Annotated in this window: 12 protein-coding genes; 2 read left to right on the forward strand and 10 right to left on the reverse strand. The window is 44.5% G+C overall.

Annotated features, from left to right (window positions below):
* The 6 genes from GKR61_RS15645 to bioB form a co-directional block, all read right to left on the reverse strand.
* On the reverse strand, positions 1-704 hold a 704-nt coding region (locus GKR61_RS15645), incomplete at its 3' end, for an Rpn family recombination-promoting nuclease/putative transposase (protein WP_154599953.1).
* 222 nt (positions 705-926) lie between these two features.
* Complete coding sequence (uvrB, locus tag GKR61_RS15650) at positions 927-2,945, reverse strand: excinuclease ABC subunit UvrB (RefSeq protein WP_036949781.1); 2,019 nt, start codon at positions 2,943-2,945, stop codon at positions 927-929.
* 624 nt (positions 2,946-3,569) lie between these two features.
* Positions 3,570-4,244: a dethiobiotin synthase gene (bioD, locus tag GKR61_RS15655; protein WP_036949783.1), complete on the reverse strand. Its 675-nt coding sequence runs from the start codon at positions 4,242-4,244 to the stop codon at positions 3,570-3,572.
* Positions 4,237-5,052, reverse strand: a complete 816-nt coding sequence (gene bioC / locus GKR61_RS15660) for a malonyl-ACP O-methyltransferase BioC (RefSeq protein ID WP_036949785.1) — start codon at positions 5,050-5,052, stop codon at positions 4,237-4,239. The genes bioD and bioC overlap by 8 nt, the downstream gene beginning before the upstream one ends.
* The gene (gene bioF / locus GKR61_RS15665; RefSeq protein WP_154639894.1) at positions 5,030-6,187 is read right to left on the reverse strand and encodes an 8-amino-7-oxononanoate synthase; all 1,158 of its coding nucleotides are present in this window, start codon (positions 6,185-6,187) and stop codon (positions 5,030-5,032) included. Before bioF ends, bioC begins: the two co-directional genes overlap by 23 nt.
* Entirely contained in the window at positions 6,187-7,173 is a 987-nt protein-coding gene (bioB, locus tag GKR61_RS15670) for a biotin synthase BioB (RefSeq protein ID WP_051422575.1), read from the reverse strand. The genes bioF and bioB overlap by 1 nt, the downstream gene beginning before the upstream one ends.
* 159 nt (positions 7,174-7,332) lie before the next feature.
* On the opposite strand from bioB, the gene bioA reads away from it, so the two are divergent.
* On the forward strand, positions 7,333-8,604 hold the full coding sequence (bioA, locus tag GKR61_RS15675) for an adenosylmethionine--8-amino-7-oxononanoate transaminase (RefSeq protein WP_154600191.1): 1,272 nt from the start codon (positions 7,333-7,335) through the stop codon (positions 8,602-8,604).
* Positions 8,605-8,651: 47 nt separating this feature from the next.
* On the opposite strand, the gene pgl is transcribed toward bioA, so the two are convergent.
* The gene (pgl, locus tag GKR61_RS15680) at positions 8,652-9,632 is read right to left on the reverse strand and encodes a 6-phosphogluconolactonase (protein ID WP_036949793.1); all 981 of its coding nucleotides are present in this window, start codon (positions 9,630-9,632) and stop codon (positions 8,652-8,654) included.
* A gap of 212 nt (positions 9,633-9,844) precedes the next feature.
* Between pgl and GKR61_RS15685 the strand changes: the two genes are divergently transcribed.
* On the forward strand, positions 9,845-10,663 hold the full coding sequence (locus GKR61_RS15685; RefSeq protein WP_036949795.1) for a pyridoxal phosphatase: 819 nt from the start codon (positions 9,845-9,847) through the stop codon (positions 10,661-10,663).
* 788 nt (positions 10,664-11,451) lie between these two features.
* Here GKR61_RS15685 and modC read toward each other — a convergent pair.
* Genes modC through modA form a run of 3 tightly spaced genes read right to left on the reverse strand, consistent with a single transcriptional unit; the run spans position 11,452 to position 14,009 of the window.
* The gene (gene modC, locus GKR61_RS15690) at positions 11,452-12,519 is read right to left on the reverse strand and encodes a molybdenum ABC transporter ATP-binding protein ModC (RefSeq protein WP_036950539.1); all 1,068 of its coding nucleotides are present in this window, start codon (positions 12,517-12,519) and stop codon (positions 11,452-11,454) included.
* 1 nt (position 12,520) lies between these two features.
* On the reverse strand, positions 12,521-13,210 hold the full coding sequence (gene modB / locus GKR61_RS15695) for a molybdate ABC transporter permease subunit (RefSeq protein ID WP_036950542.1): 690 nt from the start codon (positions 13,208-13,210) through the stop codon (positions 12,521-12,523).
* 22 nt (positions 13,211-13,232) lie between these two features.
* Positions 13,233-14,009, reverse strand: coding sequence for a molybdate ABC transporter substrate-binding protein (gene modA, locus GKR61_RS15700; protein ID WP_036950547.1), 777 nt, complete (start codon positions 14,007-14,009; stop codon positions 13,233-13,235).
* Positions 14,010-14,130: the final 121 nt, after the last annotated feature.

Consider the following 14,130-nt stretch of genomic DNA (forward strand, 5'->3'; position numbering starts at 1 on the left):
TCTATTAATGTTTTGACTATCTTCTTGTATGTCGGCGTATCCATCACACTAAACAGATAGTTGATGATTAAAATAACGTCATCACGGTGGTTTTCGTTCTCCTTGATTACCTGCGCTAAGCGCTTTGATAGAACCATCAGGTCATCTTTCAAAGAAGCATGTTTGAGAACTAGCTCCATCGCGGCGACTTTTCGGTGATTCACAAGTTCATCGTCGCTTGCCACCGTGACATCCACTAATGGCAGTGGATTACAGTACAAATCATGCGCTAAATCAGACCACTCAAAGCAATCCGTCCATGACTGGGAGTAAGGATAAGGAGATTGATTACCATGATAAAACAGGATGGGAACCACCAGCGGCAAAGTTTGGTGCCCTTGCTGCAAATGCTGATTCATTGCGCAAAATGCGTAATGCATCAGCCGCCAGCCCATCAGCTTATCGGGGGAAGATTGATGCTCAACCAAGAAATAAAAATACCCCTTCCCCCTGAGTGTTTGAACGGAATAGAGCATGTCCGAGAAACGAGAGCGCAATGTTTTATCCACAAATGAAGCACTGGCCAACTTCAAGGTATCAAAATTGCAGAGGTGCTTAATGCGATTAGGAAGATGGACTTCAAAAAAATCCCGCGCATTATCCACTTTGCTCATAAAGCCTTTAAAGGTTGAATCATGAGGAGCTACAATTGATTGGGTCGCCATCTCGGCCTCGTCTTGGTTCATAAGGTGACGAGATACTAACCAATATTTTTGCAAGTGTGAGAAAAAGTTAGTCCTAATTACCGCAAATTACTTGACAGGCTAACTTATTGTTATAAATAACTTTACTAACTTATTCCATTCATAAAAAAGCCCCTTAACCCGCATATTGCAGCGCTAAGAGGCACTTAATAAATTAGCGTATTTTTTAGCGATTTTTAAAAATTACGAATTGGCGATAAATTGGTTTCGTAGTGTTTGTAACTCATCGCGAACCCGCGCAGCAGCTTCAAATTCCAGATCTTGAGCATGTTTATACATCTGCGCTTCCAGTTGAGAAATACGCTGCTCCAGCTCTTTCGTTGACATGGACTGAACATTAAGCAGAGATTCATCTTTGATGCTCTCTTTACCGCGCCCTTTCCCTTTACCACCCACTTTGTGACCAATCTGGAGGATGTCCCCCACTTTCTTGTTCAAGCCTTTAGGCGTGATACCATGGGCTTCGTTAAACGCCATCTGTTTGGCACGGCGTCGCTCTGTCTCAGCAATCGCTTTTTCCATGGAGTTAGTGATTCTATCCCCATACAAAATGGCTTTACCGTTCAAGTTACGCGCTGCACGACCGATGGTTTGGATCAGTGAACGTTCTGAACGTAAGAAACCTTCTTTATCAGCATCAAGGATAGCCACCAACGAAACTTCTGGCATATCCAAACCTTCTCGCAATAAGTTGATCCCAACCAGTACATCAAACTCACCAAGACGTAAATCACGGATAATTTCAACACGTTCCACTGTGTCGATATCTGAGTGTAGATAGCGAACTCGCTCCCCATGCTCTTCTAAATATTCGGTGAGGTCTTCCGCCATGCGTTTGGTTAGTGTGGTGACCAGCACGCGCTCCTGTTTCTGAACGCGAATACGAATTTCAGAAAGTAAGTCATCCACCTGCGTTGCCACCGGACGTACTTCAATCAGCGGATCAAGCAGCCCTGTCGGCCTAACTACCTGCTCAATCACTTCCTGCCCCGACTTATCCAGCTCATAATTACCCGGTGTCGCTGACACATAGATAGTTTGAGGCGCTAAAGCTTCAAATTCTTCAAAACGCATTGGGCGGTTATCGAGGGCAGAAGGCAGTCGGAAACCATACTCTACAAGAGTCTCTTTACGAGAACGGTCACCTTTATACATCGCCCCAATTTGTGGGATAGTGACGTGAGACTCATCCACAACCAGCAAACCATCAGCAGGTAAATAATCAAATAATGTTGGCGGTGGCTCGCCCGGTGCACGCCCTGAGAGATAACGTGAATAGTTTTCAATACCTGAGCAGTATCCCAGCTCATTCATCATTTCCAAGTCAAATTGGGTGCGCTGAGTGATCCGCTGCTCTTCCAGGAGCTTATGATTCTCTAGCAGCACTTTGCGCCTATCCGCTAACTCGACTTTGATATTTTCCATCGCCTCAAGGATCCGTTCTCTTGGCGTCACATAGTGAGTTTTAGGGTAAACGGTAAAGCGTGGTACTCTATGTTGAATAGCCCCAGTTAACGGGTCAAACAACGATAATCGCTCCACTTCATCATCAAAGAGTTCAACTCTTAATGCATACTCATCGGATTCTGCTGGGAAAATATCGATTACTTCGCCACGAACGCGGAATGTTCCTCGCGTGAATGCTTGGTCATTACGGGTATACTGCAAATCTGCAAGGCGGCGCAAAATAGAGCGCTGATCAATGATCATGCCATCAGTCAAGTGCAGCATCATTTTCAAATAACTGTCAGGATCACCCAACCCATAAATTGCAGAGACCGATGCCACAACAATGACATCACGGCGCTCAAGTAAAGCTTTGGTTGCAGACAAACGCATCTGCTCAATATGTTCGTTTACCGAGGCATCTTTCTCAATAAAGGTATCTGAGCTGGGGACATACGCCTCAGGCTGATAATAATCATAGTAAGAAACGAAATACTCCACTGCGTTCTCAGGAAAGAAGGCTTTCATTTCGCTGTAGAGTTGTGCCGCCAAGGTTTTGTTATGCGCCATCAACATCGTTGGTCGATTTTCTTGCGCGATAACGTTCGCAATTGTAAACGTTTTCCCTGATCCAGTAACCCCTAGCAAGGTTTGATGAGCAAGACCATCTTCTAATCCTTCTCTTAATTTACGAATCGCCTCAGGCTGATCGCCTCCCGGCTGAAAATCAGAATACAGTTTAAAATCCTTGCTCATAGTTATGCCTCTTTAATAATCTCTCGCCTATGATACTGGATAAAAAACCAGCTTCAAGTGCTGGTGATAAATTTCCTTTTTATGAGGTTGAAATCTGTTTACGAAAATGTTATCCCCAAAATAAAACTTGACCTTTTTGAAAGGAGATATTTTATGCTTTTCGACTTTTAGGCTTTAACGCAAATCTAAATAGAACGCTTGCTTTTATTTAACTAATTGTATTTAAACAAAATTACATAAAAGCCCAGAATCACATCAAATAAAGGCAAAGCCGCTTGTCACCTAGCATTAGAATGGTTTTTGAATGTTAATTCACAAGGTTATCCACAGAAATAGTGGATAACTCTGGAAGCCCTTCCGCCTCATGCACTCCCGTAGCATGCTCATTTTACGGTTTGGCGATAAAATGACAGAAATATGGCGAAATGATGAAAGTGTTTTTACTCTCCATTCGTGACAAAAGAAAAATATTCTGTTTTTTTACGGAAACTACTTAGTATTTTTCCTATGAAACTTGACAAAAAAAGGATCATTAACGTTAAAAAAGATCGGCGAAAACAAGTAAAAGGCGTACTCCCACCATACCTAATTGTATAGCGGGTTTACTAAGATTTTTAAGGGATCTTAAAGATAGGAAAGGTTTAAATATTGCCCTAAAGAATCGGTAGATTGGCTTTTGATATGCGGGATGATCCCTAAGCATGGCGCATCGATCATCCGTTTCAGTGCAGTGAGATATTCTTGTTGATAAGTGCCCGCGGGTTCCACTTCATTCGCAATCCAACCAACTAACGATAACCCTGAGGCTTTCACGGCTTGCGCAGTTAATACCGCATGGTTAATACACCCAAGCTTCACACCTACCACTAAAATCACGGGTAACCGCTGTTCAACCACCCAATCTGCGTAGGTTTGTTCGGCAGATAATGGGGTATACCAACCGCCAGCTCCTTCCACTAACACCCATTCCGCCTGTGCTTGTAGCTGTTTTAGTCCTTGAGTCATCACGGAAAACTCAATGGACTGCCCAGTTTTTTCACTGACAATGTGAGGTGACGTCGGCGCTTCAAAAATGATGGGATTAATTTGCTCATAAGGTACTACGACGCGGCTATTCGCTTGAAGCTGTAGTGCATCGCTATTACGCAAACCTTGTGCGGTCATTTCGCTACCAGAAGCTACTGGCTTATATCCTACGGTTTTTAGCCCTTGCAGATTAGCTGCTTGTAACAATGCACAGCTCGACATGGTTTTGCCAATTTCGGTATCCGTTCCGGTTACAAAATACGTTTTAGTCACGATAAATAATTCCAAATACAGTTTGATAGGTTAATGGCAGCCCTTTCTCAGTACTTGGATATACTGAGCTGAGTTGCTGCAAACGCTGACGAGTCATCAGCCCCGCTTGGCGACCCGCAGTTAAGTGAGTTGCACCGATTCCCTTCACTGAATTAAGTAATTCAATGAGGTTCGAAAAATAGAGAGTGTCCGCTTGTTGATAAAGTTGGCTACGCCAGCCCTGACAGCTCTTAACAATGTTTGAGTAGGGTAAAAAACGGTTTACATGAGGGGAATCATCCAACGCTTTCCAAGCCGCCGAAAGCTCGCCAAGGGAGTGCTCCGCTAAGGTGGTAAAACCGATAATTCCTCCTGGCTTTGTCACGCGGTATAACTCACCCAGAGCATGAGATAAATCATCGCACCACTGAATGGCCAAATTCGAAAATACCCAATCAAAACTGGCATCCTCAAAAGGAAGCGTATCCATATCCCCACACACATAACAGTGCGCCGATTGCTTGTTTCGCGCGACATCTAGCATGCCCGCAGAGAGGTCAAGCGCCGTCACATGCGCTCCCGTCTGTTTGATAATTTGGCTAAAAAACCCTGTTCCACAACCTGCATCTAATACCTGTTGAGAAAACATAGGCGTCTCTATTACCCCGTGGCTTTCTAATAAGCTAAGCAGCTGCTTACCGCTATTTTGTTGATAGCTAGCCAGAGAATCATAGCGAGAGGCTGCACGCCCAAATGCCGACGCTATCTTGGCTTTTTCTTGCGTATTTCGCGATAAACTCGTCTCATCATGATACAAAGACAAATTCATTGAGTGCCTCCAATAATTTGTCGATATCGTCTTGCTGGTGAGCAGCACTTAGTGTCATGCGTAATCTAGCACTCCCCGGAGGAACCGTTGGCGGTCTAATTGCTTGAACCCAAATGCCTTTCTCGCGCAAAAATTGTGATAACTGCAAACTCTTTTCGTTATCCCCGACAATTAACGGTTGGATAGCTGTATTTGAATCCACCAGATGCATATCCGGTAAATTAAGCTGGCGCTTAAAATAGTGAATATTGCGCTGTAATTGAGCCCGCTGTTCATCCGCTTGTTGAATTTCTCCTACCGCCGCCGAGATAGCAACAGCTTGAGCTGGAGGCATTGAGGTGCTGTAAATAAGGTGACGAGCCGCTTGAATTAAAAAGTCCGCAGAGCGTTCATCACACAACACCGCTGCCCCGCTAACGCCAACGGCTTTACCAAAAGTGGCCACGAGAATATCGGGCTTAATACCATATTCATCACAACTACCACGCCCTTGCTTGCCCCAGATCCCAAGTCCATGAGCATCATCCACCATCAACCATGCATTGTGAGCGTGAGCCAGTGTTTGCAGTTCATCAAGTGGTGCACTGTCCCCATCCATGCTGAACACCCCTTCCGTCACTACTAACGTTTTCGCTGTATGGGGCTTGCTGATTAATTTTTCTAAGGAATCAACGCTATTGTGGCTAAAGCGTCGTAACTGGGCTTGGGAATGCATCGCCCCTTCTAACAAAGAAGCATGGCTGAGTTTATCAGCCAGAATACGGTCTTCCGCCGTCATTAACGCGGTGATCAAGGCATGGTTAGCGGCAAAGCCAGAAATAAACAAAATGGCACGTGGATAGCCTAGCCAATCCGCCAGCTTCTGCTCCGCTTGGTGATGAGCGTGAGTGAACCCCGTGATATGTCCAGAGCCGCCACTTCCTACTCCATACTCTTGCGCACCTTGCTGCCAAGCACGGATAATTTCAGGGTGTTGGCTCAGCCCTAAATAATCATTCGACGAAAAATTCAGGTAGCTTCTGCCTTGAAAATGGAGTTCCCGACCAGAGCTTTTTTCAATACATCTGCGCTCACGCCATGCAGAAGCGTCTTTACGCTTCTGCAATTGGCTATCGATAAACGATGACCAGGCCATCAGACTGCCGCATTATAGAATTGCGGATTGTCAGCGGTTAACAGTGTTTCTGCCAGTTTCGCTGCTTGTAGATCTTCCCCGTCTTCCATTTCGATACGTTCAGGGTTGATATTCAGCTTTTTAAACAGCGCAATATCTTTGTTTTCATCAGGGTTTGGCGTAGTTAACAGTTTGCAGCCATAGAAAACAGAGTTCGCACCTGCCATAAAACACAGCGCCTGCGTTTGCTCGTTCATATGTTCGCGACCTGCGGATAAACGCACATAGGAGCTTGGCATCATGATCCGCGCCACTGCAATGGTACGAATAAAATCAAATGGATCGACATCTTCATTATCAGCCATTGGAGTACCTTCAACCTTCATCAACATATTGATAGGCACGCTCTCTGGTGGTTTTGGTAAGTTAGCCAGCTGCACGAGTAATGCCGCACGGTCACTGACTTTTTCACCTAAGCCCAAAATCCCACCCGAGCAAACTTTAATTCCCGCATTACGCACGTTATCTAGCGTATCTAAACGATCTTGGTAAGTTCGCGTGGTGATAATATTGCCGTAATATTCCGGTGAGGTATCAAGGTTATGGTTATAGTAATCCAAGCCCGCGTCCGCTAAGCGACCCGCTTGCGAATCATCAATCATCCCCAGCGTCATGCACGTTTCCATGCCTAACGCTTTCACTTCCTTGACCATCATTTCAAGGTAAGGCATATCACGCTCTTTCGGGTTACGCCATGCAGCCCCCATACAAAAACGCGTAGAACCGGCATTTTTGGCTTTTTTCGCCGATTCAACCACTTGCTGGACTTCCATCAAGCGCTCAGTTTCTAAGCCTGTTTTATACCGCGCACTCTGAGCGCAATACTTACAATCTTCAGGACATGCCCCTGTTTTGATAGACAGCAACGTGCTCACTTGCACTTGTTGCGGGTCAAAATGTTGGCGATGTACTTGCTGTGCTTGAAATAGTAATTCGAAAAACGGCATTGAAAACAGTTCGTTAGCTTGTTTTATTGTCCAGTTTTTTACTGAACATTGTTTTAGTTGGCTCACGGGAACTCTCCAGTTGAAAAAGTTGTTGCCAGTTTAAATATTGCGATTATCATGTCAACTAAATGATCTAAAAAAAGTTGACGAAAGATAATAATGGACAGTTGTGATATTGCTTTTGATGCCAAGCACATTTGGCATCCTTACACCTCAATGAGCCACCCTATTCCTGCCTATCCAATCGTTGCCGCAGAAGGTGCGGAGCTGATTATGGAAGATGGTAGAAGACTGATTGACGGGATGTCATCGTGGTGGGCAACCATCCATGGCTATAATCACCCAGTGCTCAATCAAGCGGTCACCGACCAACTAGCGAAAATGTCTCACGTGATGTTCGGGGGCATTACCCATCCACCCGCCATTGCATTATGCAAACACCTGGTTGCCATCACCCCAGAGCCACTCGAGTGTGTTTTTCTTGCGGATTCTGGCTCAGTCGCCGTAGAAGTTTCCTTAAAAATGGCGCTGCAATACTGGCAAGCTCGCGGTGAAAAACGCCAGCGAATCCTCACATTACGTCATGGTTACCATGGCGATACTTTTGGTGCGATGGCGGTGTGTGATCCTGACAACTCGATGCACGGTTTATACAAAGGTTATTTACCGCCCCATATTTTTGTCGATGCACCTCAGTGTGGTTTCCATGACGAGTGGAATGAAAATGATCTTCAGCCACTCAAGCATCAACTTGCCGAAAATCATCAGGACATTGCCGCGATCATCCTCGAACCTATCGTTCAAGGTGCGGGAGGAATGCGTTTTTATCATCCTAATTACCTCAAAGGCGTTCGTGAGCTTTGTGACCGTTACGGATTACTGCTCATTGCGGATGAAATCGCCACAGGGTTTGGTCGTACCGGAAAGTTATTCGCTTGCCAGCATGCGGAAATTTCACCTGATATCATGTGCCTAGGAAAAGGTTTGACGGGAGGGTATATGACGCTCTCTGCCACTATCGCAACCCGTCATGTGGCTGAGACAATAAGTAATGGAGAAGCAGGCTGCTTTATGCACGGACCGACCTTTATGGGAAATCCATTAGCCTGTGCCGTTGCCAATGCCAGTTTGAAATTATTGCTAGAAAGCCCATGGCAAGAGACTGTTGCCAACATTGAGCAGCAACTGAAAACGGAGTTACTTCCCCTTGCCCGTTATTCCTGTGTTCAAAATGTTCGGGTGCTAGGCACTATTGGTGTGATTGAGATGAAGCAGCCGGTCAATACGGCCGAATTGCAGAAAATTTTTGTGGCTGAAGGGGTATGGGTACGCCCATTTGGTAAGCTTATTTATGTGATGCCGCCGTATATTATTACCCCAGAGCAGCTAAGCAAAATAACTCAAGCAATGGAAAAAGTGCTTACCGCGTAATGAAACCTGTCGCTGGGTTATTCACACAGCGGCAGGCTTATCAACCATTAACGGAATGTCACCCACATACAGCCTGTAGAGGCTTTATAACGCGCTAATTCAGTTAATTTTCCAGTGATAGAGTCAATCTCTGACACGGAAATATGATCGGATTTTTGTCCGCTTGACACCAAGAAACGCCCTGATGGGTCAATGTTAAAACCACGAGGCTGCGCTTGTGTTGGGTAGCGTCCAACTAAACTTAACTCGCAACCATTCTCAGAAACTTGATAGTGAGCTAAGTAACTCTCTGAACGTTCACTCGCATATAAATAACGACCATTTGGCGTGATATGAATATCCGCCGCCCAACGCTGGCTCTGATTCCCCTCTGGATACAATGCTACATTCTGCATTTCACGGTAACGCGTAAATTTATGATAAACGTTGATCGTGGAATCCAGTTCATTCAAGCAGTAAATCACTTTTTCTCGAGGGTGTAGCGCTAAATGACGAGGTCCCGCTTTTGGCGCTGTCGTGATTTGATCGGCGGTGGCTTCGGTAAGATAACCATTGTTTGCCAAATCAAATAAACGAATATGATCTTCGCCTAAACATGGTACCCACAGCTGCTGATTATCAGCGTCCATATGGGATGAATGCGGATGGCGTAATCCTTCGATGACCTGAATTGGGGCCCCAGCAACGCCGTCACTACCAATCGGTAATACGGCTAAATTGTGCTGGTGGTATGAAGGGACAAACAGGAATTTACCGCTATTATCCAGCGATAAATGCACAGGTTTTCCTGGTACGCAGGTTTGTGCTTTAAAACGTAATGTACCTTGAGGTTCAATATCATAGGTCACAACACTCAGGTGAGGTCCGACCCCGATATACAGATGCTTTTTATCGTGGCTCACCACCATTGGCTGCACTTGCCCCGGTGTACTCACGGTTTGCAGTAGTGAAAGTTCACCCACTTGATTCATCGCCCAAACGTGAATTTGTTGGGTTTCTGGGCTGGCAACATAAACAACCTGATCCATCCTGACTCCTTGATTGATAGTAAAATCATCGAATGAAATGATTGACTGACTATACCGAAAAAAAATCAAATTGCCACTAAAAAACCAAATTACGGTTAAAAACCCAATAACCACTAAAAACCTGCGCCGCACAGTTTAGTGTATAAACACTAATCAACTTCAGTTATCATAAAGCCCTAAAATGAATCCGAAAAAATCATATGGAGTCGTTTATGTCATACCGTGTTATTGCCCTTGATCTCGATGGAACGCTACTTGATCACCAGAAAAAAATTCTGCCCGAATCTTTAGAAGCTCTGAATGAAGCCCGTCGACAAGGGGTCAAAGTCATCATTGTGACAGGTCGCCACCATGTGGCCATTCATCCGTTTTATCAGACGCTTGACTTAGATACCCCCGCAATTTGCTGTAACGGTACCTATCTGTATGACTATTTAGGTAAAAAAGTCTTAGAGTCGAACCCAATGACGGTCGATTCTGCCGCCTTACTGATTGATAAACTGCGTGGCTCCGATATTCAACACTTAATGTATGTCGATAACGCGATGCTGTATCACACGAAAACTGAAGGTGTGACGCGTACATTAAATTGGGCGCAATCTTTACCTCAACACCAGCGTCCAACTTTCGAATTTATCGAAGATTTCGCTCATGCGCTCAATCAGTATGAATATATTTGGAAATTTGCAGTTACCTCGCCAGATCACCAACGCCTGCACGATGTTGTTCGTGAAATTGAGTCAGAATTGGACTTAGATTGCGAATGGTCATGGGAAGATCAGGTGGATGTGGGTCGCAAAGGTAATAGCAAAGGTCAGCGCCTGAAAGAATGGGTCGAAGCCCAAGGCATGAGCATGAATGATGTGGTTGCTTTCGGCGATAATTTCAATGATTTAAGTATGCTAACCACAGCAGGTTTAGGAGTTGCTATGGGAAATGCAGTTGATGAAATCAAGCAGCAAGCCAAGTTAGTGACTCGCGTTAATACCGAACCCGGTATCGCCGAAGTGATCCGTAAATATGTTTTGTAAAACATCATTCTGGCTAACTTAAAGATGTCTATATCCGCATAAAAAGAAAAACCGCTTACGCGGTTTTTCTCCCTTCCTAAAGGAAGTATCCGACCAATTCTAGAATTGAACGCATTAGATCGAGAATTAATGTAATTAATTTCAACATGTTCAACCACCTTAGATATCTTTCGACATCAAAGATGTGCGACTAATCTGCTTACCTATACAACTAGCCCCTACAGAATTCATCCTGTTTAAATTTGAAGCATCACACATAGAATTAAGGCTTTCAGGTCGCCAAACCTGAGGGACTAGTTATAGTTATACAAATTCATAATCTATAACCTAACCAACTGAAATAGTTAAATTTAAAGGAAACAGTAAATAACTTTCTCTATGGTGATATCACAAATTTATCAATCTAATTCGGAGTATGTGGAGTATACTTAGTAGGCAGGAATTTGCAATTGATTCTCAGTTTCGTTATACTTGGCCTGTTTAAATTTGAAGCATCACACAGAATCGCTGGCAAGTGATTCTGCATAAAAACCTCGCAACGCCAAGCGAGGTTTTTTATTTTTTATCTATAGAGCTTACCAACAAGCTGCAAGTCTAAATCATAGATACGTTTACTAGCTAATGAAATCAACAACGCTGCGGTGTGAAGAACGACTCGGAGCAAGGCTCTAAGTTATTCGCATTGCAGCTAGGCGACAAATTCACTCATCCCTAGGAGCATACACAAGTATGTGACTAGGGTGAGTTAATGAAGTCAACAACGCTGTGGTGTGAAGAACGACGAGCCTTTAGAACGTTTTAGAAAGAGATGCCGACTTAACCTGCGCAAACACCTTCCGTCCTTTACGAATCGAAAGTTCATCCCTAGCCCAGCGCGTGATCCTTGCCCATAAATAGTGCTCATCCCCCAAATCTAACTTCACATCCACTTGCTCGCCATCCTCTATCCATTCCACTACTTCCGCAGAAAGAATATTACGGATACTGCTCACTGAAGGTTTTTCAAGCACTAAAGAGACATCAGATGCATCAATACGTAATCGCAACGCACTGTTTTTATCTACATCTACGCGAGGGATCCACAATTTTTGATTACCCACCATCACCGCCGTCATTTGATAATCAGGGTGCTGGCTATGCACCTCCACACTCAACACGCTACTCAAGGTTTCTTGCTGTAACCAAGGGCGTAATGCGCTACTTGCCCATACCTCTTCTAGGGGGCCAAACGCCTTCACTTTACCTTGCGCCATGACGATAACTTTATCTGCCAAACGCAGAATTTCATCGAGGCTATGACTGACATACAAAATCGGGATTTTAACGTCTTGGGAGAGCTTTTCTAAGTAAGGCAATAATTCACGCTTACGTGGGAGATCAAGGGAGGCTAATGGCTCGTCCATCAACAGAATTTCAGGCGCTGTTAATAATGCACGCCCAATCGCCACCCGCTGTTTTTCCCCACCAGAGAGAGTCATTGGGAAGCGATTTAGTAATTTTTCAATCCCCAATAATTCAACGATATCGTCGAATCGCTCTTTCATTTGCGGCGCCATACCGTAGCGTAAATTGCTTTTTACGCGGTAGTGGGGAAATAACCGAGCATCTTGGAAAACATAGCCAATATGACGCTTTTCAGGGGGCAAGCAGATCCCTTTTTCGATATCCACCAGCGTGCGTCCATTGAGAACGATACGCCCTTTATTTGGTTTAGTTAACCCGCCTATCACGTTGATTAGTGATGTTTTTCCCGCACCTGATAATCCAAAAACTGCGGTGATACTTTCTGTGGGTAGCTGGGTATTCACTTCCATTTGTAAATCACCCAATTTTTGCGCGAAATTTAGTTCTAACATACTAGGCTACCCCCAGACGCTTCTTGCCCCAACGGGTGAGCCATTCTGAAATTAATAACGAAATTAATGCTAAGACAATCGCAATAATGCACAGACGCGCCGCATCAGTTTCTGCTCCCGGCGTTTCTATCAATGTATACATAGCGAGTGGGATTGTCTGAGTTTCCCCTGGAATATTAGACACAAACGTAATAGTTGCCCCAAATTCGCCAAGAGAACGTGCAAAAGCTAAAACCGTACCGACAATAATTCCCGGCAACGATAATGGAATGGTGATCGTGAAAAAAACTCTTAATGGGCTCGCGCCAAGGGTTCGTGCGGCTTGTTCCAGCTTTTTATCTACAGCTTCTAGCGCTAAGCGTATCGCTCTCACCATTAATGGAAATGCGACCACCGCCGATGCCAATGCCGCGCCGCGCCAACTGAATGTAAAACTGAAACCAAACCAGTCATACAGCCATTCGCCAATAAATCCTCGCTTCCCCATACTGACGAGTAGCAAATATCCCACTACCACTGGCGGTAGCACCAGTGGTAAGTGGATAATACTGTCGAGCAATGTTTTGCCAGGAAAATGGCAGCGGACTAATACCCAAGCCATCAAAATACCAAACGGTAAGCTAAATAGCACCGCCACGCTGGAAACTTTTAAACTGAGGTAAATCGCTTCCCATTCATATGGACTTAACATCTGCAACGATATGATCTCTTAATTATTTTTGATTTGGAGTGAAGCCGTAACGCTTGAATATTTCTGAAGCCGCTGGGGTTTTCAGGTATTCATAGTAATCACGGGTCGCTTTATTATCCTGATCTTTCACAATTCCCATTGGATATTCAACAGGTTTATGAGTGTCTGCAGGGAAAATACCCACTACTTTTACTTTTTGGCTTGCAACAGCATCAGAGCCGTACACAATACCTAATGGTGCTTCTTGGCGCTCAACGAGTGCCATTCCGCTACGTACGTTGTTAGTACGCGCTAATAATGGGTCAACCGTTTCCCAAGCTCCTAAATAGGTCAATGCTTCTTTTGCATAAATCCCAACAGGAACGTGATCAGGGTCGCCGACTGCTAAGCGGCCGCCATCTAACAGTTTTTTCCAATCTGTCTGTTTGTTAATTTCCACTTTATCGATTTTTGAATCTTTTGGTGCAATCAACACTAGCTCGTTACCTAATAAAGTATAGCGGGTGTCTTTAACCATCAGATTTTTATCAATCGCAAAATCCATCCACTGCTGGTCAGCAGAGATAAACATGTTTGCGGGTGCGCCTTGCTCAATCTGGCGAGCCAGCGTTGAAGAAGAAGCATATGAAGCGACTACCTCAACATTCGTTTCTTTCTTATATTGCTCTGAAATTTCATTCAGTGCATTAGTCAGTGATGCCGCCGCAAATACGGTAATTTTTTCAGCCGCGAAGCTATTACCTGCCATAGTCAGTGTTAACGTGGCACCCGCAACCAGAGATATCAAACCTTTTTTCATGTTAATCCACCATTGTATTATTTAACTCGCTATATATATCAAGATACAGCGATAACTTAAAGTCAAACAATACATAAAAGTGTGCTAGCTCAAGAACTCATCCACTTTTTCTCAATGGGAT

The organism is Providencia sp. wls1916, assembly GCF_009706585.1.
Lineage (GTDB): Bacteria > Pseudomonadota > Gammaproteobacteria > Enterobacterales > Enterobacteriaceae > Providencia > Providencia lanzhouensis.